The sequence below is a fragment of the [Clostridium] scindens genome, assembly GCF_019597925.1.
GTDB lineage: Bacteria > Bacillota > Clostridia > Lachnospirales > Lachnospiraceae > Clostridium_AP.
In genome coordinates this window covers 3,272,275-3,296,968 of the sequence record NZ_CP080442.1, presented here as the reverse complement: position 1 = coordinate 3,296,968, position 24,694 = coordinate 3,272,275, and the positions used below count along the sequence as shown (strand labels likewise).

24 protein-coding genes and 1 tRNA gene are annotated in these 24,694 nt (G+C 47.1%); 22 read left to right on the top strand and 3 right to left on the bottom strand.

Features of this window, described 5'->3' with window-relative positions:
* Positions 1 to 197: 197 nt before the first annotated feature.
* The 15 genes from K0036_RS15805 to K0036_RS15735 all read left to right on the top strand — a co-directional run bounded on the left by K0036_RS15805 (position 198) and on the right by K0036_RS15735 (position 15,009).
* Positions 198 to 1,262: a PTS transporter subunit IIC gene (locus K0036_RS15805; protein WP_025642152.1), complete on the top strand. Its 1,065-nt coding sequence runs from the start codon at positions 198 to 200 to the stop codon at positions 1,260 to 1,262.
* Between the two features lie 136 nt (positions 1,263 to 1,398).
* A complete protein-coding gene (locus tag K0036_RS15800) occupies positions 1,399 to 1,923 on the top strand; it encodes a cob(I)yrinic acid a,c-diamide adenosyltransferase (protein WP_025642154.1) in 525 nt (174 codons plus the stop codon).
* Between the two features lie 122 nt (positions 1,924 to 2,045).
* The gene (locus K0036_RS15795; RefSeq protein WP_025642155.1) at positions 2,046 to 2,753 is read left to right on the top strand and encodes a GTP pyrophosphokinase; all 708 of its coding nucleotides are present in this window, start codon (positions 2,046 to 2,048) and stop codon (positions 2,751 to 2,753) included.
* A 125-nt stretch (positions 2,754 to 2,878) separates the two neighbouring features.
* On the top strand, positions 2,879 to 3,766 hold the full coding sequence (locus tag K0036_RS15790) for a YitT family protein (protein ID WP_025642157.1): 888 nt from the start codon (positions 2,879 to 2,881) through the stop codon (positions 3,764 to 3,766).
* A gap of 99 nt (positions 3,767 to 3,865) precedes the next feature.
* Complete coding sequence (locus K0036_RS15785) at positions 3,866 to 5,209, top strand: MATE family efflux transporter (RefSeq protein ID WP_220430146.1); 1,344 nt, start codon at positions 3,866 to 3,868, stop codon at positions 5,207 to 5,209.
* Positions 5,210 to 5,304: 95 nt separating this feature from the next.
* A complete protein-coding gene (locus K0036_RS15780; RefSeq protein ID WP_220430145.1) occupies positions 5,305 to 5,991 on the top strand; it encodes a PHP domain-containing protein in 687 nt (228 codons plus the stop codon).
* A 40-nt stretch (positions 5,992 to 6,031) separates the two neighbouring features.
* Complete coding sequence (gene yedF, locus K0036_RS15775; protein WP_220430144.1) at positions 6,032 to 6,637, top strand: sulfurtransferase-like selenium metabolism protein YedF; 606 nt, start codon at positions 6,032 to 6,034, stop codon at positions 6,635 to 6,637.
* 111 nt (positions 6,638 to 6,748) lie between these two features.
* Positions 6,749 to 7,789, top strand: coding sequence for a selenide, water dikinase SelD (gene selD, locus K0036_RS15770; protein ID WP_081724514.1), 1,041 nt, complete (start codon positions 6,749 to 6,751; stop codon positions 7,787 to 7,789).
* A gap of 57 nt (positions 7,790 to 7,846) precedes the next feature.
* Complete coding sequence (selA, locus tag K0036_RS15765) at positions 7,847 to 9,274, top strand: L-seryl-tRNA(Sec) selenium transferase (RefSeq protein WP_173694468.1); 1,428 nt, start codon at positions 7,847 to 7,849, stop codon at positions 9,272 to 9,274.
* A 10-nt stretch (positions 9,275 to 9,284) separates the two neighbouring features.
* Positions 9,285 to 11,198, top strand: a complete 1,914-nt coding sequence (gene selB, locus K0036_RS15760; RefSeq protein ID WP_220430143.1) for a selenocysteine-specific translation elongation factor — start codon at positions 9,285 to 9,287, stop codon at positions 11,196 to 11,198.
* Entirely contained in the window at positions 11,198 to 12,103 is a 906-nt protein-coding gene (locus tag K0036_RS15755) for a selenium metabolism-associated LysR family transcriptional regulator (protein WP_025642170.1), read from the top strand. Before selB ends, K0036_RS15755 begins: the two co-directional genes overlap by 1 nt.
* A gap of 135 nt (positions 12,104 to 12,238) precedes the next feature.
* Entirely contained in the window at positions 12,239 to 13,375 is a 1,137-nt protein-coding gene (locus tag K0036_RS15750) for an aminotransferase class V-fold PLP-dependent enzyme (protein ID WP_220430142.1), read from the top strand.
* Positions 13,376 to 13,418: 43 nt separating this feature from the next.
* Positions 13,419 to 14,516 carry a YedE family putative selenium transporter gene (gene yedE, locus K0036_RS15745; protein ID WP_025642173.1) on the top strand — a complete coding sequence of 366 codons (1,098 nt, stop codon included), beginning with the start codon at positions 13,419 to 13,421 and terminating at the stop codon, positions 14,514 to 14,516.
* A gap of 50 nt (positions 14,517 to 14,566) precedes the next feature.
* A complete protein-coding gene (locus K0036_RS15740) occupies positions 14,567 to 14,770 on the top strand; it encodes a sulfurtransferase TusA family protein (protein ID WP_004607314.1) in 204 nt (67 codons plus the stop codon).
* 2 nt (positions 14,771 to 14,772) lie between these two features.
* The gene (locus K0036_RS15735) at positions 14,773 to 15,009 is read left to right on the top strand and encodes a DUF3343 domain-containing protein (RefSeq protein ID WP_025642175.1); all 237 of its coding nucleotides are present in this window, start codon (positions 14,773 to 14,775) and stop codon (positions 15,007 to 15,009) included.
* 137 nt (positions 15,010 to 15,146) lie between these two features.
* Here the strand turns inward: K0036_RS15735 and K0036_RS15730 are convergent, their stop codons facing one another.
* Together K0036_RS15730 and K0036_RS15725 are read right to left on the bottom strand one after the other, a co-directional pair.
* Entirely contained in the window at positions 15,147 to 15,734 is a 588-nt protein-coding gene (locus K0036_RS15730) for a TetR/AcrR family transcriptional regulator (protein ID WP_029467355.1), read from the bottom strand.
* A gap of 96 nt (positions 15,735 to 15,830) precedes the next feature.
* Complete coding sequence (locus tag K0036_RS15725; protein ID WP_025642203.1) at positions 15,831 to 16,865, bottom strand: proline racemase family protein; 1,035 nt, start codon at positions 16,863 to 16,865, stop codon at positions 15,831 to 15,833.
* 295 nt (positions 16,866 to 17,160) lie between these two features.
* On the opposite strand from K0036_RS15725, the gene K0036_RS15720 reads away from it, so the two are divergent.
* From K0036_RS15720 to K0036_RS15690, 7 genes are all read left to right on the top strand, one after another.
* Positions 17,161 to 17,258, top strand: a tRNA-Sec gene (locus K0036_RS15720).
* A 146-nt stretch (positions 17,259 to 17,404) separates the two neighbouring features.
* Complete coding sequence (prdC, locus tag K0036_RS15715) at positions 17,405 to 18,733, top strand: proline reductase-associated electron transfer protein PrdC (RefSeq protein ID WP_025642205.1); 1,329 nt, start codon at positions 17,405 to 17,407, stop codon at positions 18,731 to 18,733.
* 148 nt (positions 18,734 to 18,881) lie between these two features.
* On the top strand, positions 18,882 to 20,735 hold the full coding sequence (gene prdA / locus K0036_RS15710) for a D-proline reductase (dithiol) proprotein PrdA (RefSeq protein WP_025642207.1): 1,854 nt from the start codon (positions 18,882 to 18,884) through the stop codon (positions 20,733 to 20,735).
* Between the two features lie 15 nt (positions 20,736 to 20,750).
* Positions 20,751 to 21,050 (top strand): CBO2463/CBO2479 domain-containing protein, encoded by a 300-nt coding sequence (locus K0036_RS15705; protein WP_081702156.1) that lies wholly within the window; start codon positions 20,751 to 20,753, stop codon positions 21,048 to 21,050.
* A 2-nt stretch (positions 21,051 to 21,052) separates the two neighbouring features.
* A complete protein-coding gene (prdB, locus tag K0036_RS15700; RefSeq protein WP_081702157.1) occupies positions 21,053 to 21,778 on the top strand; it encodes a D-proline reductase (dithiol) protein PrdB in 726 nt (241 codons plus the stop codon).
* A 134-nt stretch (positions 21,779 to 21,912) separates the two neighbouring features.
* Entirely contained in the window at positions 21,913 to 22,680 is a 768-nt protein-coding gene (gene prdD / locus K0036_RS15695; protein WP_220430141.1) for a proline reductase cluster protein PrdD, read from the top strand.
* A gap of 11 nt (positions 22,681 to 22,691) precedes the next feature.
* The gene (locus K0036_RS15690; protein WP_025642213.1) at positions 22,692 to 23,165 is read left to right on the top strand and encodes a glycine/sarcosine/betaine reductase component B subunit; all 474 of its coding nucleotides are present in this window, start codon (positions 22,692 to 22,694) and stop codon (positions 23,163 to 23,165) included.
* A 541-nt stretch (positions 23,166 to 23,706) separates the two neighbouring features.
* On the opposite strand, the gene K0036_RS15685 is transcribed toward K0036_RS15690, so the two are convergent.
* A complete protein-coding gene (locus K0036_RS15685; protein WP_025642214.1) occupies positions 23,707 to 24,576 on the bottom strand; it encodes a sulfite exporter TauE/SafE family protein in 870 nt (289 codons plus the stop codon).
* Positions 24,577 to 24,694: the final 118 nt, after the last annotated feature.

Below are 24,694 nucleotides of genomic sequence, written 5' to 3'. Positions count from 1 at the left end.
ATTGTGTGACACTGCACTAAAGAAAAAATGAAGATATCATTATCTAATCATAAATAATCTTAAGGAACCATGAAGTGGAACAGGAATAAATCATCAACATTGCTTGATTTAACTTGAGGAATATGATAAACTTTTTCAAATGACTTCGTATGACAAGACAGTTGTAAAATTGTATGTAAACTACAAGGAGAGGAAAGATGGAAAAGTTAAAAAAAGCATTAGACCGGATTTTTATTGAGGGATTGAGCGCGATGGCGCAAGGGTTATTTGCCACTCTGATCATTGGCACGATTATCCAGCAGGTGGGAACGCTGCTCGGAGGTTCTGTTGGCGGGATGATCTATGTGATTGGGAAGGTTGCGGCTTCTTTGACGGGAGCCGGCATCGGCGTGGCAGTGGCTTATAAGTTCAAAGAACCGCCGCTGGTCGTGGTATCGGCGGCAACTGCCGGAATGGTGGGCGCATTTGCAAGCAATCTTCTGGCTGGCACGGTTCTGGTAGAGGGAACCATGGTATATGCTGGGCCAGGAGAGCCTCTTGGGGCGTTTATCGCAGCCTATGTGGGCATATTCTTCGGTCACCTGGTAGCAGGGAAGACGAAGGTAGATATCCTGGTCACGCCGATTGTAGCAATCGGGTCAGGGGCGGCAGTGGGTCTGCTCCTTGGGCCTCCGATTTCAGGGTTCATGGCATGGCTGGGCTCTTTGATCAACTGGGGGACGGAACAGCAGCCTTTCCTGATGGGAATCATCGTATCCGTATTGATGGGAATGATCCTGACGTTGCCGATCAGTTCCGCGGCGCTTGGAATCATCCTGAATCTGTCCGGACTTGCGGCCGGTGCAGCGACCGTGGGGTGCTGTTGCAACATGGTCGGGTTCGCTGTGGCAAGCTACAGGGAGAATAAGATCGGCGGCCTTTTGGCGCAGGGAATCGGCACATCTATGCTGCAGGTTCCGAACATTGTTAGGAAGCCTGTGATCTGGCTGCCGGCTATATTATCAAGCGCCGTACTGGGACCAGTGGGAACCATGGTGCTGCATATGACCAGCAATGCCACAGGTTCCGGCATGGGTACCGCGGGACTGGTGGGGCAGATCATGACCTGGCAGACGATGATCCAGACAGAGCCTGGGATGGTGGTTCTGATCAAGATACTGCTGATCCAGATCATCCTGCCGGCAATCGTTACCCTTGGCATCTCCGAGTTCATGCGCAAGAAGCAGTGGATCAAATTCGGCGACATGAAGCTGGAGTTTTAAGAATTACTATACAATCTTCCGTGAAACTATTATAATGGGCAGTAAGAGATAACTCTTGCTGCTCTTTTTTTGACTGGGGCAGGGGAACCTACAAAGACCAAAGGCGAGACTACAGATGAAGGCGGGTATGTAGAGTATGATGGATACAGGGAGAATACATATATATTTTGGAGACGGGAAGGGAAAGACCACGGCTGCCGTAGGCCAGGCGGTCAGGGCTGCCGGACATGGATTTCGTGTGCTGTTTTTCCAGTTTCTAAAGGATAACTCTTCCAACGAGCGGAAGATACTGGAACAGATTTCGAATATTACCTGCCTGCCGGGAAGAGAGCAGGTGAAGTTTGTAAGCCGCATGAACGGGGATGAGAAGGCAGAACTTCTGCATTATAACAATAAGGCGCTGGATGAGATCGTCAAGTTCTGCAGCCCGTTTGACCTGCTGGTAATGGACGAGGCCCTGTGCGCGGTGGGACTAAAGGTATTGAGCGAGGAGAAGTTGATCAGCTTCCTTCAGCATAAGCCGCGGGGGCTGGAGATCGTGCTGACCGGGCATCAGGTATCTGACCGCATGAAAGAGATCGCGGATTATGCCACGGAGATGCATAAGATTAAGCACCCTTACGACCTGGGAAAACTGGCGCGGGAAGGAATTGAGTTCTAATTGTCGAAATATAATCTCTTTCTTAAATAAATGTGAATTCCATGACAATGCCATGTCCTATATGATATACTATAACAGTACGGAATTAACTCTTCGGCAAGAGAGGAGAGACCTAATTGATTATGGAGAATGCTATCAAGAACTATGAGGATGTGGACAGTTGGAAGACAGTTATGTTCCTGTATACTTCCGCGCTTAAGGAAGTGGGGACCAAGCTTGAGATATTAAATGACGAATTCCAGCATGTACATCAGTACAATCCGATTGAACATATTAAGACAAGAGTAAAGACGGCAGAAAGTATTGTAAAGAAACTGAGAAAGTATGGCTATGAGATATCGATCGAGAACATGGTTAAGTATGTCAATGACATTGCCGGCGTACGTTTAATCTGCTCCTTTACATCCGATATCTACAGGCTGGCCGAGATGATCGGCAACCAGAGCGATCTTAAGGTGCTGTCCATCAAGGATTATATCAAGAATCCAAAGGAAAGCGGCTATAAGAGTTATCACATGCTGGTATCCGTGCCGATCTTCTTATCGGACAGCGTGGTAGATACGAAAGTGGAGATACAGATACGTACCATAGCCATGGACTTTTGGGCCAGTCTGGAGCATAAGATCTACTATAAGTTTGAAGGAAACGCGCCGGAATATATCAGCAGGGAATTAAGAGAGTGTGCGGAGATGGTATCAACATTGGATGAGAAGATGCTGTCCCTGAATGAGGCAATCCAGGATTGCCTGGAAAAACACGAAGAGTTAAAGACTAGTACAAATAAACATAGGAACAGCCAGGAAAATCATGTGCTGCCTGACCTGAGGTAACCCCTCAGGTTTTTTAAAATTCTTTTTTGTTATATTTTAGATTATCATTGTAAATCCAGATAGCAGATGCTAGAATGATGAAAGGTTATTAATGAATATTTATTCAAGAGGAATGGGATACGGAGATGGCAGAGAAGTTAGACGCAAAAAAGAAGCAATTGATTATGCAGGCGGCTTATGCGGTGGGCGGCAGCCTGATGTTCGCTTTGGGAGTAAACTTAATAATTATACCGCTTGGATTATATAATGGAGGGTTCATGGGAATTGCCCAGCTGATGCGTACATTCGTAGTCAGCGTACTGCATGTGCCGGTGCCATCGGGCGTGGATCTTTCCGGTATCTTATACTTTATCATTAATATTCCTTTGTTCTATATGGGACTGAAGATACTGGGGAAGGAATTCGCGATCAAGACGCTCATTACCGTAGGCATGCAGAGTATGTTCCTTGTAGTCGTGCCGATTCCAGCCGTGCCGCTGATCGAGGATTATCTGACAGCCTGCATCATTGGCGGAATCATTGCGGGAACCGGAACAGGGCTTGTGCTAAGAGGAAGAAGTTCCGGAGGCGGACAGGATATTATAGGGCTTTGCTGCTCTAAGAAGTATCCGAATATCAGCGTAGGCAAGATTAATATATTGATGAATATATTCGTCTATGCAATCTGTCTGTTCTTATTTAATATAGAGATTGTCATCTATTCATTGATTTATACTACCGTGCTAGCCATGGCTATTGACAGAGTACATATCCAGAATATTAATACCAGCGTCATGATATTTACCAAGAAGATGGGCATCTCCAGGGCCATTATTGAGCAGACGGGCCGGGGCGTCACCAACTGGGACGGGGAAGGCGCCTACACCAATAAGACTTCCTATATTTTATTTGTAATGATATCCAAGTACGAGGTGGGACAGATCAAGCAGATCGTCCATAGCATAGACCCCAATGCCTTCATGATATTTACGGAAGGATGCCATGTAGACGGCAATTTCGAAAAAAGGCTATAATAGAAAACAAGCGATTCTAATCTGGGATGGGGCATTCTATGCCCTGTCCCAGATTTGTTTTATCTTCCTATTACAAAGGATGAGAATGGAGGGAAGACGATGAAAGGCGTGGAGGAAAAGACGTTTGACCTGACTATAGGCAGGGTGCGGCAGACCTTGATACAGTATGCGCTTCCTCTTGTGGTCATGAATTTGATGCAGTCTCTGTACAGCATGGCGGATCTTCTGATATCCGGTCATTTTATTGGCAGCAGGGGAATCTCCGGCATCAATAATTCCAGCCAGGTCATGCTGCTGGTAACCCAGATCGCGATCGGGCTGTCTCAGGGCGGCAATATCCTGATTGGCCAGTTCTTTGGCGCCCGGGAAGAAGAGGCCAGAAAAGAGACCACCAATACGCTTTTCTATAGCTTTATGATTCTGTCCCTGGCAACAGCCATACTTCTTAGGACTTTCGCCTCTTCCATGCTTATGGCGCTGGGCGCGCCAGCATATGGGGAATCGCTGGCCTATCTGCGGATATGCACGATAGGAACGATGTTTATCTTCGGCTACAATGCTTTGGTAGCAGCTGTGCGAGGCGTGGGGGACTCCCGGCGGCCGATGCTGATCATCATCATTTCTACCTGCGCGAACATCGTGCTGGATATTCTGTTCGTGGGTGGATTGAAAATGGGAACCGCAGGAGCAGGGCTTGCCACTGTTATCGCGCAGGGCATCTCTTTTGTGCTGATTCTTGTACACGTGCTTAGGAGCAGAGACGTATTTGGCATATGCATCCGTCACCCGCAGATTCAGCTGAAGCGTTTTGCGAGGATACTGGCGCTTGGCATTCCCTGCGCGATTCAGATGTCGCTTGCAGGCCTGTCCTGGCTTACTGTCACCAGGTATATTAACCATTATGGCGTAGCGGCTTCCGCCGGGGGAGGCGTTGCCGCGAAGATCAAGGACTTCTGCCTGCTCTTTACCTTGGCGATCAGCAGCGCTACTTCCACGATGGTGGCGCAGACGCTGGGAGCGGACAAATATAGCCGCGCCAAGGAGATCCTCTATGAGGCCATGAAGATTACCATGCTGGCATCGATGGTGCTGATTGTGGCTGTAGAGGCTGGCGCGCCGCTCCTGGTGAGACTCTTCACACGGGAGGCAGACGTGGCGGCCGTGGCGGTTCAAAATCTCAGGATTGAGATGATCGGCCAGATATTCTATGCCATATTCATGATATATCATGGATTTGCGCTAGGCGCGGGGCATACCTGGTTTGTACTTCTTAGTTCTTTTGTTAACTGTATTCTGGTCCGGGTGGTGCTGGTAATCCTGCTTGACCAGGCGCTGGGGCTTACAGGAGTATTCCTTGCCTGCATGATCGCCCCGGCATCCTCGGTCCCGATCGGGATATGCTATGTAAAATCGGGGATTTGGCGTAAAAAATTAAACTTATAGACGATATCTATATAACAAGGGACATATAAAAAAACTCTATTTGAAGCCGGGGGCCTGGGTTTATATAATGGGAATTAAGAGAAGGAGAGCAGGCCATGTTTATAGATACGCATATGCATGAAATGACATATTCCAAAGACAGTTTCCTTGCGCTTGATCAAATGGTACAGATTGCCCGGATGAAGGGACTTGAGGGAATCTGCGTCACGGATCATGACAGCATGGGGCTTAAGGAGTATGCGGCAGAATATTCCAAAGATACAGGATTCCCAATCTTCGTCGGGATTGAGTACTACTCCCTGCAAGGAGATATTGTGGCGTTTGGAATTGAAGATTATCCCACAGAGAGAATCCCGGCCCAGGACTTTATCGATCTGGTAAACGCCCAGGGAGGCGTGTGCTTTGCGGCGCATCCTTTCCGCAATAACAACCGGGGACTAGAGGAGAATCTGCGCAAGGTAAAAGGCCTTCATGGCCTGGAGGTGCTAAACGGAAGCACTTCTGTGGAGGCATGCCAGAAGGCGGCAAGGTACGCTTTAGAACTGGGCCTTTTCACATTGGGCTCCAGCGATTGCCATGTGCCGGAGAAGGTGGGCGTATGTGCAACTTACTTCCCTGAAAGGTTTCATACGATGGAAGGGTTCCTTGACGCGTTCAGGAAAGGGCAGATGAAGCCCGCATACTACGCGGGAGGGAAATGCCATGTATTGGAACTAAAAGAGCAACAAAAATCTAAAATACCATTTACCTTTTACGCTTTCAATGATAGAATGTATCTATAAGTGTTGAAGGTAAGAAACAGAAAAAGAAAGGCGGAATATTATGATTACAGTCAACGCAATGGGAGAGAATTGCCCGATCCCGGTTATTAAGACTAAAAAGGCAATGCAGGCGCTTACGGGGCCGGAAGTGATAGAAGTGCTGGTCGACAATGAGATTGCAGTGCAGAATGTGACAAAGATGGCAGCAAGCGCAGGCGGAGAAGTATCCTCAGAAAAATTGGGGGACAAAGAATTCAAGGTTGTAATCCGGATGAATGGCGCTATGGAAGCCGCATCCCAGGAGGATCCGGCATGTATTCCTGACCGGAAAGGAAATATGGTGGTAGCAGTATCTTCCGACCGTATGGGATCTGGAAATGACGAGTTAGGAAAAGTTTTGATCAAAGGATTTATCTTTGCGGTGACGCAGCTGGATGAATTGCCAAAGACGATGCTGTTCTATAACGGCGGCGCTATGCTGACGACGGAAGGCTCGGATTCCCTGGAGGATCTTAAGTCTTTGGAAGCGCAGGGCGTAGAGATTCTTACTTGCGGGACCTGCCTGGACTATTACGGGCTGAAGGACAAGCTGGCGGTTGGCTCTGTTACCAACATGTACAGTATTGTCGAGACGTTGGCAGGCGCAGACAAGATTATCAAGCCATAGCAGATAGATGCAAGAAGGCGAATTGTGAGGAGGGCCGGGCTCCTGTGATAGCAGGTGGCTGGCCTTCTTTGCTGTAAAAAGATGAAAACGACGCAAGGAGGATGAAAAAAGATGAAATCAGATGTCAGACTGACTACACTTAGCAAGACATCGGGATGAGCAGCTAAGATTGGTCCCGAGACCCTTGCCCAGGTTCTGGGCAAGCTGCCAAAATTCCATGATGATAATTTGATCGTGGGGATTGAAACCTCCGATGACGCGGCTATCTATAAGATTACGGATGAGATTGCCATGATCCAGACGGTGGACTTCTTTACTCCGATCGTAGATGATCCCTATATGTTCGGACAGATCGCGGCAGCCAACTCGCTCAGCGATGTCTGGGCTATGGGCGGCGAGCCGGCGGTGGCCCTCAATATCGTGGGCTTTCCCAATTGCCTGGATCCGTCCATACTGGGAGATATCCTGGCAGGGGGCGCGGATAAGGTAAAAGAAGCCGGAGCGGTCCTTGTGGGCGGACATTCCGTGCAGGATGACGAGCCAAAATATGGGCTATGCGTGTCCGGGTTCGTACATCCGGATAAGATATTCAAGAATTTTGGGTGCAGGCCTGGAGATGCCCTGCTGCTAACCAAGCAGATTGGGAGCGGGGTAGTCAATACTGCCATTAAGGCAGAGATGGCATCTAAATCGGCGATAGAAGAGGCCGAGAGGGTTATGGCATCCCTGAATAAGAAGGCGAAGCAGGTAGTGGAAAAGTATGATGTGTCCGCCTGTACGGATATTACAGGATTTGGACTGCTGGGACACTGCGTGGAGATGGCTTCGGCCAGCGATGTGACCTTCGAGATACAGGTGAGGGACGTGGCATATTTTGCAGATGCGATAGACTATGCGAAGATGGGGCTGGTACCTGCCGGGACCTATAAAAACAAAGGGTATTCCATTGGAAAGGTAGAGACTGGCTCTGTAGAGGAGCACTATCTGGATCTGCTCTATGATCCGCAGACCTCAGGAGGGCTGCTGATCAGTGTTCCATCTGCCAGCGTCCAGGATATGATGCGAGACTTTGCCAAGGCGGGAATGGATACGGAGGTTTCCGTAATCGGAAAAGTATCTCAAAAGAGCGATAAGCTGATCCGCCTGTTTTAAACGCCACCCCAGGTTTAGAGAATAAAAATGTTACGATGATGGAAGGAAATATGAACGATGAACAAGAACATGTTGTACCGCAGCATCCCTAAAGTTGACGTGCTGCTGGAAGATGAGGCCATCCAGGCAATGATTGAGCACTATAGCCGCGAGACGGTGATGGAGGCCATCCACGTAGAGATGGACAAGCTTCGCAGATATATCGGCGAATGCGATGAGGAAGCACAGGCAAGACACAGGATCGATCATCTTACGGAGCGGGTGGAGATGACGGTATCCGCCATGCATACGCCGAACATGCGCATGGTGATCAATGGGACCGGGACGATTCTTCATACCAATCTTGGACGCGCGCCGATCAGCCCGGAGCATATGAAGCGGGTGGCAGCTATTGCCACCGGATACTCGAATCTGGAATACAATCTGGAAGAGGGCAGAAGGGGAGAGAGGTACTCCCATTTTGAGAAACTTCTGTGCAAGATCACCGGCGCGGAGGCGGCCATGGCGGTGAACAACAATGCGGCAAGCGTCATGCTGATCCTAAGTTCTCTGGCAAAAGGGGGAGAAGTCATCGTTTCCCGGGGAGAACTTGTGGAAATTGGCGGGAAATTCAGGATTCCGGATGTCATGGAGCAAAGCGGGGCTACGCTGGTGGAGGTTGGAACCACCAACAAGACGCACTTTGATGATTACAAGGAAGCCATCACCGAAGAGACCAAGGCCCTTTTAAAGGTTCATACCAGCAACTACCGAATTGTGGGATTCACGGATACGGTGGGGATTGATGAACTGATTCCTCTGGCTAAGGAGCATGATCTTCCGGTGATAGAGGATCTTGGAAGCGGCGTGCTGGTGGATCTTGGCAAGTATGGCATCACCCATGAGCCTACCGTGCAGGAGTCGGTTGCCAAAGGAGCGGACGTGGTGTGCTTCAGCGGGGACAAGCTGCTTGGCGGTCCCCAGGCAGGAATCATCATCGGAAAGAAAAAGTACATTGATATGATGAAGAAGAACCAGCTGACCCGGGCGCTGCGGATTGATAAGTTCACGGCTGCAACCCTGGAATTAGTCCTTCAGGAATACCTTTCAGAAGAGAAGGCGATACAGAATATCCCGGTTCTGCGCATGATCACGGAACCTTTGGAAGAGGTGGCGAAGAAGGCGAGAAGCCTGGCAGGGATGCTTAAGCGGGCCAAGGTGCCTGCAAGGATAGAGACATGTCCATGCCAGTCCCAGATCGGTGGGGGCTCTCTCCCGCTGGAGCGGATAGAAAGCATGGCAGTGACCATCCGGCCAGAAAAGATCAGCGTAGCCGAACTGGAAGAGCGCATGCGCCATCTTCCGGTGCCGGTGATTCCAAGAACGGTGAATGATACCATTCTTCTGGATATGCGGACCATTGATCGCCGGTATTTTAAGCTGATCGCAGAGCAGCTTAAGGAACTGGAAGTAATGGAGGAGACCAGCCTGATTGCAGGACGTTAGGAGTGTTGTTATGAAGAATATTATTATTGGTACGGCCGGCCATATCGACCATGGAAAGACAACTTTGATCAAAGCGCTGACCGGAAGGAATACGGACCGGTGGGAAGAGGAACAGAGAAGGGGAATCACCATTGACCTGGGATTTACCTACTTTGACCTGCCAAGCGGAGACCGGGCCGGCATCATAGATGTTCCGGGGCATGAGAGATTCATCAATAATATGGTGGCAGGCGTGGTAGGAATGGATATGGTTCTGCTGGTCATTGCCGCGGACGAAGGCATCATGCCCCAGACCAGGGAGCATATGGATATCCTGAATCTGCTGGGAATTGAGAAGAGTATCATCGTCCTGAACAAATGCGACCTGGTGGATGAGGAATGGATGGAATTGGTAGAAGAAGAAGTCAAGGAAGAATTGGAAGGAACCTTTCTGGAACATGCGCCGGTAGTAAAAGTATCGGCTGCCACCGGGGAAGGCCTGGAAGTCCTGATCGATACCATCAGCCAAATGACAAGCGATGAGATGATGACCAAAGATACTGGCACCATACCAAGACTTCCGATTGACCGGGCGTTTACATTGTCCGGCTTTGGGACGATCATTACGGGAACACTGGTGTCGGGAACCATTACCAAGGATGATCTGCTGGAAATGTATCCGATTGGGAAGGAATGCAAGATAAGAAGCATCCAGGTGCATGGCCAGGACAGGAAAGAGTGCTATGCAGGACAGCGGGTTGCCATCAACCTGTCAAATGTGAAGAAGCGTGAGATCAAGAGAGGGTGCGTGCTGGCGCCTCCAAACAGTATGAAGAATACAGATCTTCTGGATGTCAGGCTGAATGTGCTGGATTCTTCCATGCGTGTGCTGACCAATCACACCCGCCTTCATTTCTTTACCGGAACCAGCGAGATATTATGCCGGGCAGTGCTTCTTGACAAGGAGGAGATCGGGCCTGGGGAGAGCGGCTATGTGCAGCTCAGGCTGGAAGAAGAGATCGCGGTAAGGCGGGGAGACAAATTCGTGGTCCGCTTTTATTCTCCCATGGAGACCATTGGAGGAGGTGTCATCCTGGAGCCAAACCCAGGGGTTAAGAAGCGTTTCCAAGAGGATGTCATAGAAGAACTAAAGCGCAAGGAATCTGGCTCGTCCGCAGATGTTATCGAGCTTCATGTAAGGGAGCACGCGGATACGCTGATTACATTGGCAGAACTGGCTAAGCTTACCGCGCTGTCCATAGACGAAGTGCAAGAAGACGTAAGCGAGCTCTTAAGCCAAGGGCTGGTGCAGGCATTTGCCATGCGGAAGGATACTTATGTGTGGCATGCCGATTCCATAAGGGCTGCGAAGCAGACTCTTGATCAGGCGTTAAGAGAATATGAAGAGAAATATCCTTACAGGTATGGCATGAAGAAGGCGGAAGTCCAGATGACCTATTTCCAGAAGATCAAGCCGAATGTATTTGACAAGATTGTGGAGATGCTGATAGAGGAAGGATGCCTGAAGAGAGTGGACGAGTTCTTGTGCACGCCGCAATTCCAGGTGAAGAAAGACGCGCTCTATGAGAAAGTGTCAGGAATTCTCCTGGATACAGTCTCCAATGCAAAATATGATTTCGTCCGCTATTCGGAGATTGATTTTAAAGGGACCGCGAAAGAGACGGCAGATGATATCCTCAATATCCTTCTGGAGGAACAGAAGATTGTAAAGGTGACGGAGGATATGTATACCCTGACGGAATACATGGAGCGGGCAAAAGAACTCATACAGGAGCATTTAAAAGAGGATCCCGTTATTACGATCGCGCAGGTGCGTGATATGTTTGATACCAGCAGGAAAAGCGCCAAGCCGATCATCGAATATATGGACAGCATCAAAGTAACTAAGAAAACGGGAGCGGAAAGTGAAAGGGTAGCATACTAATGAATCTGAAACAGTTAGAGGCCTTTGTACAGGTGGCAGAGGGAGGCAGCTTTTCAAAGGCGGCAAGGGAACTATATCTGACCCAGCCTACGATCAGCGCGCATATCTCTTCCCTTGAGAAGGAACTGAATGTCAGGCTGTTTGTCAGGAATACCAAGGAAGTAAGCCTGTCGGACAATGGGAAGGATCTATATAAATATGCCAAGCAGATGGTAGATCTGCAGGGGAAGATTGAAGAGCATTTTGGAATGAGGAAGGACAGCGGCAAGCATTGCATTACAATAGCGGCATCTACGATCCCGGCACAGTACCTGCTTCCCAAGGTGCTGATGCGTTTCAATGAAAAGTACCCGGAGGAGCAGTTCAAGATCAAGGAGACGGACAGTGCCCAGGTAGTGACTCAGATTGTAGACTGTATGGCGGATGTGGGATTTACGGGGACCGTGCTGGAGAAAAAGCACTGCAAGTATATTCCTTTTTATAAGGATGAACTGGTGATTATTGCTCCGAATATGGAAAAGTACCGCCGGATCCAGGAGGAATGTCCGAATGACATCTCCTGGCTGGAAAGAGAACATGTAATCATGCGGGAAGAAGGCTCCGGTACCAGAAAAGAAGCCGAAAAACAGCTTCGGTCGGCAGGAGTCAACATGGCGGATCTGGAAATTATAGCAAGTATAGAGAATCAGGAGACCATCAAGAAGTCCGTAAGACAGGGGATGGGAGTCTCTATTTTGTCCAGGCTTGCCGCGACAGACGAGGCGAAAGCCGGGCAGATGCTCATATTCCCGATTCCGGGAGCGGATGAGGGACGAGATATTAATGTGGTGTACAACAGGAATTATCAACTGTCCCGGTCGGCGGAAAGGTTCATAAAAATTGTGAAAGAAGTATATGAGGTATAGAAAGGCGAGAGATACCGGTTATAGATATTTTCTATATCCGGTATTTGATATGTATGATAACAATTAGACTGGATGGTGGATCCAGTCTATACTAAATTATGAGGATGAGTAGTTTTTTTGAAAGGACGGAAGATTATGATATATTTGGATAACGCGGCTACGACGATGCATAAGCCGCAAGAAGTGATAGATGCAGTCGTACAGGCAATGAGTTCTATGGGAAATGCAGGACGGGGAGCCAATGAGGCATCGCTTAGCGCATCAAGAATCATTTATGATACCAGGGACAGGCTTTGCCGGCTTTTTGGCGGGGAGAATCCGAGGCAGATCGTGTTTACGAATAATTCGACGGAAAGTCTTAATATTGCCATTAAAGGCCTACTGGAGCCTGGGGATCATGTAATTACAACAATGATGGAGCATAATTCAGTACTGAGGCCGCTCTATGAAATGGAGCGCAGAGGCGTCAGGCTTACGATCGTGAGAGCGGATGAGAGGGGGACGGTTAATCTGACGGATATTGAAGATGCGATTGCGCCTGATACTAAGATGATCGTATGTACGAATGGATCCAATCTGACGGGGAATTATGTCCATATAGGCAGAGTGGGCGAGATTGCCCATAAGCATGGCCTTTTGTTCGTGGTAGATGCATCCCAGACGGCCGGCGTGTTTCCTATCAATGTACAGGACATGCATATTGACGTGCTGTGCTTCACAGGGCACAAAGGACTTCTGGGCCCTCAAGGGACGGGAGGAATGTATGTGAGGGAAGGACTGGCAGTGCGCCCGTTAAAGAGCGGAGGGAGCGGCATCATGACATACAGCAAGACCCATCCGGAGCAGATGCCTACCGCTTTGGAGGCAGGGACATTAAATGGACATGGCATTGCAGGGCTGAATGCAGCATTAAAATATATTGAAGATGAAGGCATGGATAACATCCGCGCCAGGGAGCAGGAACTGATGAAGAGATTCTATGAGGGGGTCAAGGACATTCCTGGCGTCAAGATATATGGGGATTTTGATGATATGAATCGCTGTGCGATCGTAACGCTTAATATCGGAGATTATGATTCTTCAGAAGTCAGTGATGAACTTCTTATGGAATATGGAATTTCTACAAGGCCAGGCGGCCATTGTGCACCGCTTATGCACGAGGCGCTTGGAACTGTGGAGCAGGGGGCTGTAAGATTCAGTTTTTCACATTATAATACGGATGAAGAAGTGGATACCGCCATTAGGGCGATCCAGGAACTTGCAGAAGATTAAAGGATCTATGCAGGAATGAGAGAAAAGTACAGGAGGGATTAACATGAATTTATCAGACTCGAAGAAGAAGCTGGCATTGGCCGGCGTAGTATGCGGACTTGTAGCGGCATGTCTTGCGTTTTTAGGAAATCCGGCAAACATGGCATTTTGTATCGCCTGCTTTATCAGAGACACGGCGGGCGCGCTGGGAATGCATCAGGCAGAGGCCGTACAGTATGCCAGGCCGGAAATTATAGGCCTGGTTCTGGGGGCATTTCTGATATCAGTAGCGACTAAGGAATATCGATCAACGGCGGGGTCTTCCCCAATGACCAGATTCGTGCTGGGGATGATCATAATGATAGGCGCCTTGGTATTCCTGGGCTGTCCTTTGCGTATGGTAATCCGCATGTCAGCGGGCGATCTGAATGCCTGGGTGGCATTGATCGGATTCGTGCTTGGAGTCGCGACGGGGGTATTTGCGCTTAAGAAAGGATTTAGTCTTGGGCGTGCTTATGTGACCAACAAAGAGAGCGGAGCAGTCATATCCGTGATCGTAGTCGGCATTCTGATTCTGGCATTATGCACCACGCTTCTGAAATCCAGCACGGCAGGGCCAGGAAGCGTCCATGCACCGATTATAGCAGCATTGATAGGCGGCCTGGTGTTTGGAGCATTCGCGCAGAAATCCAGGATGTGCTTTGCGGGCAGCATTCGTGATATTATCTTGATGAAGAACTTTGACCTGTTCAGTGTGATTGCCGGATTATTTGTTGTCATGCTGATATTTAATGTGGCAACAGGACGCTTTGTATTGGGATTTGATACCCCGGGTGTTATAGCGCACTCAGAGCATATTTGGAATATTCTTGGAATGTATGCGGTGGGATTTGCTGCTGTTCTGGCAGGCGGCTGCCCTCTGCGCCAGCTGATCCTTGCAGGACAAGGCTCTTCTGATTCGGCAGTTACGGTTGCCGGTATGTTTGTAGGCGCGGCACTGTGCCATAACCTGGGGCTTGCGGCCAGCGGAACCGCTTTAAATCCTGAGACGCAGGAAGTGGTTGCCGGAGCGGTGCCAATGAACGGCAAGATCGCATGCATCATCTGCATCGTATTGTGCTTTGTGATCGCGTTCACGAATAAGCGAAAAGAAGCAAAATAGTGTTGATATATTGACTTATACATAGTATTCTAGAAAGGTAGGTAATAATTATGAAAGAAGTAGACGCAAGAGGCCTTTCTTGCCCGGAGCCTTTAATGCTTACAGCGGAAGCCTTGAAAGGGGCGTCTGAGCCTGTAAAAATATTGGTAACTGAACCGCATCAGAAAATGAATGTGGAAAAGTATGCAAAGGACCATGGGAAAAAGGCTACATCCGGGGAAAAAGACGGATACTTTGAAGTGGTGATTGAATAACAATGAGAAAAAAAGAATTAAAACTGGTAGTGACATTCCATACCACGGCAGATGCCATGGCAATGGAGAAGGCATGCAAGGAACAGAATGCGCCGGGAAGGATTATCCCGGTTCCAAGAGCCATTTCGGCTGGCTGCGGCCTTTCCTGGTGCGCGGATCTCTCGGATAAGGAGCGGATTGCCGAGGTAATGCAGTCTGTCGGTATCCAGGAAGAAGAAATGCACGAATGCATGGTTTAGGCGAGGTATGGATGGATAGGCGCAGGCGATAAGCGCGGGCGAACAAGCAAAAAGGGACGGAGTCTCTGGCTGGGATATGGCAGGCATATCCAAAGTCAGAAGATCCCGTCCCTCATTTTTTAGAGACAAATCCATTTCTATACTCCTTCAACAAAGGTATCCAGTACATGAGGAAGCAGCTTGTCGCTGTATTCCGATAAAGAATATTTGCCCTTAAAGAGCGACCAGTCGTATAGCATGGCCCGTTCATACATGGCATAGATGTTCATCAGTTCCTCGGCAGAACTGGTATTCTTGAATTCTCCCCGCTCAAGGCCTTCCGAAAGAATCTCCGTCACCCACTTGAAATAAAAGCGCTTGCTGTCGGATAGAGACTTCTTGTCCTTCGTGATCAGCTGGGATGAATAGAGAAATGCGAGCAGCCTGATATCTACGCTGGTTTCAATCATATAGAACAGTTCATGATTCAAAAACAGAAGCTTGTCATAAGATGACAGATTTGGGTCAATGACTGCGGCTAGTTCTTCGTACTTCTCATCAAACAGATAAGATAAAGAATTCAAAAGAGCTTCTTTGCCCTTGAAGTAATGATAGAAGGTGCCCTTTGATGTCTTGGACGCTGCGATAATGTCTTCTACTGTGGTGTGGTCGTATCCGTTCTTATAGAACAGATTCCATGCCGCTTTGACAATGCGGCTTTTGGTGGATTGGCGTTTACGTGGCATCGGCACTCATTCCTTTCCCGCCTTAATTTAAATAGAAGCGGATTATGACTAATCCGCTTCATTTTTCATGTATTGCTATTCTACTAGGATAGAATACTAGCCTACCTGGAAGCCATATTTCAATGGATCCGTAGGATCGATCAAGTATGTAGCAACACCGGTCAGGTAGCAGCTGCCTGTGATCATAGGAATAACTGCGTCGTAGTCAGCAACTTTCGTTGTCTCTTTGATTACGCCCTTGAATCTGGTTCCGATGAAACTCTCATAGATGAATTCCTCGCCTACGCCGATCTCTCCCCAGTGATGAAGAGTAGCAAGCTTAGCGCTAGTACCAGTTCCGCATGGAGAACGGTCAGCCATAGCATCTCCGAAGATTACTACGTTTCTCATAGTTGCCTTGTCCGGATTCGGTGTTGGTCCGTAGAACTCAACTAAGTCAACCGTATCAATGTCAAGAAGAGGATGCTTAACCGGAATCTCTTTGTTGATAACGTCTAACAGCTTCATTCCTAACTTGGTGATGTCCGGAACTGTCTTCGGGCTAATCTCTGTGATACCGATCTTTGTAGTATCAACTAATGCGAAGAAGCTTCCTCCGAAGGAGATGGTAAATGGGATCTCCTGGCCGTCGATCGTAACGGAGAGGTTCTCTTTGTAAACGAATGCTGGTACGTTAGTCAATGTAACGTGCTCAACTTTGCCGTCTTTTACAACTGCTTCTGTACGGATGAGTCCGGCCGGTGCTTCCAGTACAACCTGGTTTACGCCTTCCTTAGATTCAACAAGACCTGCCTCGATTGCAACTGTTACAGCGCCGATCGTGCAGTGTCCGCACATGTTCAGGTATCCGCCTGTATCCATGAACATTACACCAAAGTCTGCTTCTGGATTGACTGGCTTGCACAGGAATGCCCCAAACATATCATGATGTCCTCTTGGCTCGAACATCAATGCTGTACGTACCTGGTCATAGTTCTTCTCCATCCATTTTTTCTTTTCAATCATTGTGCTGCCTTCTGGCTCCGGGAATCCGCCGATTACTACACGGCAGAATTCTCCAACGGTGTGAGCGTCTACTACCTGTAATGCTGCTTCAAACCGTTCGAAGTTAACATTTGCTTTTAACTCCATAATCGTTACCTCCTTGAATTTACTCATAGACTCTTTCTATAAGTTTTTATAAAAACACATTGAAAACCCCCAAGTTCTCGCAGTGCCTTTTTCGAAAAACTCCCAATGAACCGCCCAGAAACGATACAAAATTAACAATTAGACCGCATTCTAGTATTACGTTCAGTTCACTACAATTATTATGTACGATAAGCCTTGAAAAGTCAATGGTTTTTTGGTACTATAAAAATAAATAAAAACGGTTGAAATCTCCGAAAAAGTGTGTTATTGTTAATTCGCATGAGACGTAAGTCATGGGGGTAGATGGGTGACTGGTGTGCCTCCTAGTCTTCAAAACTAGTGTGGGGCGTTAAGAGCGTCCTGGGTGGGTTCGATTCCCACATGCCTCCGCCAAAAGAGCAATTATTTAACGTTAAAAAATTGGCGAATATGTAACTGAAATATTTATAGATAGAATTTATATATTGGGGAATAAGTAAACGGGCTGTCATGGTTTCGTTTTTTACTTATATTAAAAAAGAAAAAAGGAGAAGGATGTCATGGGAAATGTACAGATTTTATTACGTCAGCATGTTGGTGCACCCTGTGAGGCAATCGTAAAGGTTGGGGATAAGGTAGAAAAAGGTACCTTGATTGCAACTCCTACAGGACTTGGCGCTAACATCTTTTCCAGCGTCTACGGCGTGGTGGAAGAGGTCTTGGAAGACCGAATCGTCATCAAGCCGGATGAAGAGCAGAAAGATGAGTTTGTACCTATTAAGGAAGGCAGCAAGCTTGAGATGGTTAAGGAAGCCGGAATCGTAGGTATGGGCGGCGCAGGATTCCCAACTGGCGTGAAGATTGGAACGGACCTTCACGGCGGATATATCCTGGTAAATGCTGCAGAATGCGAACCTGGACTTCGCCACAATATCCAGCAGATTGAAGAAAAGACAGATATTACAATCCGCGGATTGAAATACTGCATGGAGATATCCAATGCAGCAAAAGGAATTATTGCTATTAAGAAGAAGAACGAGAAAGCAATCGAACTTCTCAGAGAGGCGATCAAGGACGAAGACAATATCACGATCCATCTTCTTCCGGATATTTACCCGATGGGAGAGGAAAGAGCGGTAGTAAGAGAATGTCTCGGAAAACTGCTTGATCCTACACAGTTGCCGTCAGCAGCAGATGCAGTCGTAATCAACTGCGAGACCCTGCTTCGTATCGCAGAAGCGATCGAACTTAAGAAACCTTGCTTCAGCAAGAACATGACGGTTATTGGAAAGATTAACGGTGGAAACGAGCCGCATGTATTCATGGATGTTCCGGTTGGAACCTGCGTTGCAGACATGATCGAGAAGGCAGGCGGAATCGATGGTACATATGGCGAGATTATCATGGGTGGAGCATTTACTGGAAAGTCCACCACATTAGACGCGCCTACTACGAAGACGACAGGCGGAATCATCGTAACGGTTGAGTTCCCGGATCTTCACGGAGCACCGGTAGGATTGCTTGTCTGTGCGTGCGGCGGAAGCGAGGACCGTATGCGCGAACTTTGCGAAAAGATGAATGGAAAGGTCGTTTCTGTGGCAAGATGTAAACAGGCGGTTGAGCCTAAGCCGGGCGCAGCGCTTAAGTGCGAGAACCCAGGAAACTGTCCTGGACAGGCACAGAAATGTCTGCAGTTCAAGAAAGACGGCGCAGAGTATATCATCATTGGTAACTGCTCAGACTGTTCCAACACAGTTATGGGATCTGCACCGAAGTTAAAACTGAAGACATTCCATCAGACAGACCATGTGATGAGAACCATCGGTCATCCGTTATACAGAAGACTGACAGTATCCAAAGAAGTTGACCAGCTGCCAAACGGCAAATAGGGTCTAAGTTACTTATTGGTATTACTGTTGCAGATGGCAAGGGCAAGGGACCCCCGATTCTTTTGCCTGGGGAAGGCGAGAGGTATTCTCCGCGCCATGTGTGACTGTATATATAATTTATGCAAACCAAACAAGGAGGGAAAACAATATGTCAATCACAGCTGAAACAGCTAAAGAACATGCTCATGATCCTGCGGTATTATGTTGTAGAGCCGAAGCAGGCATTACAATCGAAGCTGCTAATCTTGAAGATCCAGCGATCTTTGATGACTTGGTAGATTCAGGATTATTGAACCTGGATGGTGCATTGACCATCGAAGAAGTTTTGGGAGCAAAACTTACAAAAACATGTGATTCTCTTTGCCCATTAACTGCAGATGTAGTTGAAGGTGCAAAAGCGCCGACTGCTCCAGCAGCAGAAGAGGTAGTAGAGGAAGCACCAGCAGCACCGGCACCGGTTGCAGCACCTGTAGCAGGACCTGCAGCAGGCGGAACACTTAAGATCCATATTGGAGAAGGAAAGGACATCGACCTTGAGATCCCAGTTGGAGCACTTGGCGGCGGAGCAGCAGTTGCACCATTGCCAGCAGGAGCAGAGGCGGTTGTTGCAGGAGCAGCAGCACCAGAAGCAGCTGGAGAAGAAAAAGTTGTAAGAAGCTTAACAAGAAAGCACTTCACGATCACAGAAGTTAAGAGAGGACCAGAGACCAAGATCGAAGGAACGACTCTTTACATTCGTGAAGGCATTGAGTCAGAAGTTATTGACAACCAGGAACTTGTAAAAGATTTCAAACTGGAAATCATCACTCCTGATTTATACCACACATATTCTGAGACTGTTATGGACGTTCAGCCAATCGCTACAAAAGAAGGCGATGACGAACTCGGAACAGGTGTTACAAGAGTACTTGACGGCGTTGTTATGATGCTGACAGGTGTTGATGAAGGCGGAGTTCAGATCGGTGAGTTCGGTTCTTCAGAAGGATACCTTGACGAGAACATTATGTGGAATCGTCCAAGCTGCCCAGATAAAGGCGAGATCTTTATCAAGGGTAACATCGTAATCCAGGAAAAGACAAACATGGAACGTCGTGGACCTATGGCTGCTCATACAGCATTTGATGTAATCACACAGGAAATCCGCGAAGTTATGAAGAAACTTGATGAGAGCCTTGTTGCTGATACGGAAGAACTGAAGCAGGTTCGCCGTCCAGGCAAGAAGAAAGTCGTTATCGTTAAGGAAATCATGGGACAGGGAGCTATGCATGACAACTTCATCCTTCCTGTAGAGCCTGTTGGCGTTCTTGGCGCAAGAGCTAACGTAGACTTAGGAAACGTACCGGTTTGCGTATCTCCATTGGAAGTTCTTGATGGATGTATCCATGCATTAACATGTATCGGACCTGCATCTAAGGAAATGTCCAGACATTACTGGAGAGAGCCATTGGTTCTGGAAGCATTGCATGATCCGGAAGTTGACCTTTGCGGTGTTGTATTTGTAGGATCTCCTCAGATCAATGCTGAGAAATTCTATGTATCCCGTCGTGTAGGCCATACTGTAGAAATGATGGATGCTGATGGAGCTTTCGTTACAACAGAAGGTTTCGGAAACAACCACATCGATTTCGCAAGCCATATCGAGCAGATCGGTATGAGAGGAATCCCGGTTGTTGGCATGTCTTACTGTGCAGTTCAGGGCGCGCTGGTTGTTGGTAACAAGTATATGACATACATGGTAGACAACAACAAGTCTGAAGCTGGTATCGAGAACGAGATTCTTGGTAACAATACGCTTTGCCCAGAAGATGCTGTTCGTGCACTTGCTATGCTTAAGACTGCAATGGCAGGCGAAGACGTTAAGGCTGCTGAGAAGAAGTGGAATCCAAACGTTAAGTCTACAAACGTAGAGTTAATTGAGAGCGCATACGGAACAAAGGTTGATCTTGTTGAAAATGAGCAGGCTCTTCCAATGAGCGAAAAACGTAGATTAAAATACAGCTAAGCCGGGTGCCCGCGAATGAATAATGAACGTTTGAATTATGGCGATAGAGTCATTTACATGGAAGGCGTTGTCGTTGACGTTGATGACTGTAGTATCAGCGTAGACTTGAAGGGACGCTTGGGGTTCTTCAAAGCACCGAGACGAATGTTTATCTGTGATACTGAGCCGATAGTGGGGCAGGAATTCGGATGGAACATGAGTTTTCCGGAACAGCTGGGACCGGAGATAAATGACAAATACGTCAGCAACATAGAAAAAGAACGGCGCAAACAAGATGAGATGCGCATACGTTTGGATGATAATAAGGAGGTCTAAAAATGAGTTTAACGGTTGTTAAAGGTTTACAATCTGAAATATTCGTTCCTATTACTCCACCATCAGTATGGACTCCTGTAACAAAAGAGTTGAAAGACATGTCTATCGCTCTTGCAACAGCTGCCGGTGTTCATAAGAAGGATCAGGAAAGATTCAATCTTGCTGGTGACTTTACATGGAGAAAAATAGAGAACACAACACCATCTAGCGAACTGATGGTATCCCACGGTGGATATGATAACAGTGATGTTAATAAAGACATCAACTGTATGTTCCCAATTGATAGAATTCATGAATTAGCTGCTGAAGGATTTATCAGAGCTTGTGCTCCGGTACATGCAGGATTCATGGGTGGTGGCGGAAACCAGGAGAAGTTCAAAGGCGAAACTGGTCCGGCTATCGCACAGATGTTCAAAGAAGAGGACGTTGACGCAGTAGTTCTCACCGCTGGCTGAGGAACCTGCCACCGCTCTGCAGTATTGGTGCAGAGAGCGATTGAAGAAGCTGGAATTCCTACTATTATTATTGCAGCTCTTCCACCAGTTGTTCGTCAGACTGGTACTCCTCGTGCAGTTGCTCCATTGGTACCTATGGGTGCTAATGCAGGTGGACCGCACAATGTTGAACAGCAGACACAGATCGTAAAGGCAACTCTGGAGCAGTTAGTTGAAATCCAGACACCTGGAAAGATTGTTCCACTGCCATTCGAGTATGTAGCTAAGATTTAATTTCATTAAATAAGGGGCAGATGGATTGTCATCTGCCCTTTTTTGAAAAGAGATATGACAATATATCGGAAAAGAATCCGCCATATTGTAATAAGGCCATGAAAGTAGTTTTTAAATATCGGAGGTGACTTAAGTTGGCTGAAGAAGTAAAAGACCTGAGACGTCTTGTGATTAAAGCGTTCCATATGAATGATGTAGAGTGGGGCGAACATAATGACATCACTGTTGATGGCCATATGACAGTCAGTAAAGAAATGCTTGATCAGCTGGTGGCTCAGGAAGAGCACATTGAAAAGATTGATATTCAGATTATTAAGTCAGGAGATCATGACCGTTGGACGAATACGATTATGGATATCATACCGATTTCTACCAAAGTACTTGGAAAATTGGGAGAAGGCATTACCCATACCGTTACCGGCGTATATGTTATGCTTACCGGTGTGGACGTAAACGGAAAGCAGTGCCATGAATTCGGGTCTTCTGAGGGGAATCTGAAAGACCAGTTGTACTTGAACCGTGCAGGTACGCCGGGGGATAATGATTACATAATTTCCTTTGATGTGACGCTTGCCGCCGGAATGGGACAGGAAAGGCCTGGCCCGACTGCCGCGCATAGGGCGTGCGATAAGTTTATCCAGACATACCGTGATAAGATGAAGAAGTTCAAAGGCGAGAAGTGTACAGAGCGCCATGAGTACCATGATATAGTAAGGCCAGGAAAGAAACGCGTCCTGATCGTAAAGCAGGTGGCAGGGCAGGGAGCAATGTATGATACGCATCTGTTTTCCAAAGAGCCGTCTGGCGTAGAAGGCGGACGTTCAATTATCGATATGGGCAATATGCCGATTCTTGTAACTCCAAATGAGTACAGAGACGGTATTATCCGCTCTATGCAGTAGGAGGTGTTAATATGGGTATAGGACCATCAACAAAAGAAACATCATTGCATCACTTCAGAGATCCTCTGCTGGATGTAGTCTCTTCGGATACAGATCTGGATCTGATGGGAATTATCATCGTAGGAACACCGGACGATAATGAGGATAAGATGCTTGTAGGAACCAGGACGGCTGTTTGGGCCGAGGCGATGCGTGCAGATGGCGTAATCATCTCTTCGGACGGATGGGGAAACAGCGACGTGGATTATACGAATACATGCGAGCAGCTGGGAACGAGAGGCATCGCGGTGACGGGCCTTAATTTCAGCGGTACAGTAGCTCAGTTCGTAGTTGTAAATGATTATCTGGATGGAATCGTGGATATCAATAAGAGCGCGGACGGAACAGAGACCAATGTGGTTGGGGAAAACAATATGGTCGAGCTGGACTGTAAAAAAGCGACTGCGCTTCTGAAACTTAAGATGCGCAAGAACGAGAAAAAGTAGCATCTGGTGTATAGTTATACATCATGTTAATTCCTTGACGAATTGAAAGCAAAGAAAAGGCACGACATATAGGTATGTCGTGCCCTTTCTTTTTGGTATGTCATTGAGAGGTTTTCCTCGTTGCATTGCAGTTTTGTCTTATATACAAAAGCTGGGGAATGCTCCTCATAAAGAGGATGTATATATAAATTGGAGTTCACCATTGCAGGACCGTTCTTGGGGGGAATGATCGGCAATAGCGTAACTGCAATAACAACCAAAACGGTTACAACTTAATGTGCGGCAGTTTTAAAAAATAAGCAGTTTCCTCCCAATGGGAAACCGCCGTTGGTTGTCGTACATTTAAGTTGGTTTAAATATATCACTTTTGAAATCTAGTGTCAATAGTCCATTTTCATTTTTATTCAAAATACCGACTAATTACTAAAAAAGGGATGTGTTTTGAGGCAATTTTAAATATGCAGATGGAAGGAATAAAAAAGGATGGCTCCTCGCGAGGAACCATCCTTGGCTATCTCTATATAAACTATGTGATTACTAACTATGCTGCTTTTTTAGCATCTCTGAAGAACATGATAGATGTGTAAACCATTACTACACAGATGATGTAAGTCAATGTCTTCAGTGAGAACATACATGCAACCTTGTAAGCGATAAATACGCCGATGCATCCGAATACTGCCAAGTAGAAAGCGGCCTTTCTGTCGTACTTGCCTTCTTTGATAAACTTGAAGCAAGCAGCGTTCATAAGGAATGCACAAGATCCCATCATGATTGGGAAAGCAGTTCCAACTTCCATTCCCAGTGCACTAACTAATGCGAGGCAAGGTGCATACAGACCAACACCGATCATCATAAGAGCGCCTAAGAAGAAGTTAACAACAACACCAATTACTAATTTGATTCCTGTTAAGCCTAATGCTGTACCAGCCATACCGAAAGGTCCTACACCTGCATTTCTGCAAGCCATTACGATTGCAAGAATCATAAGACCAACACCAAGACCGATACGAACATACTTAACATTCCATTTACAAACGATACCAGCGCCAACAAGAGCACCAACAACAGCGCCTGCAAGCATTAATACTAAGGTAAGAGCATCGATCTCAACGAAACTGAAGAACAGTAATGCTTCCAATGATACAGGGAATGTATCTCCAACATTCAGTGTTCCAGGAATTGTCTCGTCCGGGCTTGACTTTGTAAATTTGAACCCGGCCTGTGTGGTTGCGTAACTACCGATTCCCCATGTATCAAGCAGGTTGGTAATACAACCGATGATTGCTAAAGGTACGGCTTTTTCTTTTGTAAAATCTTCTTTGTGAGCAAGCAGGTCTTTTACAAAGAATCCTAAAGATACTAATGTAAAGAGTCCCAGCACGATACGTAAAATCATAATAACGTTCATAGTTCATCCCTCCAGATTGTTTAAATGTATCAAAAAAATAGGAACAGATAATCAACTATATAATATTGAAATATAAGCACCCCGATATGAATATATTTCGTTAAATTTAATACTATCT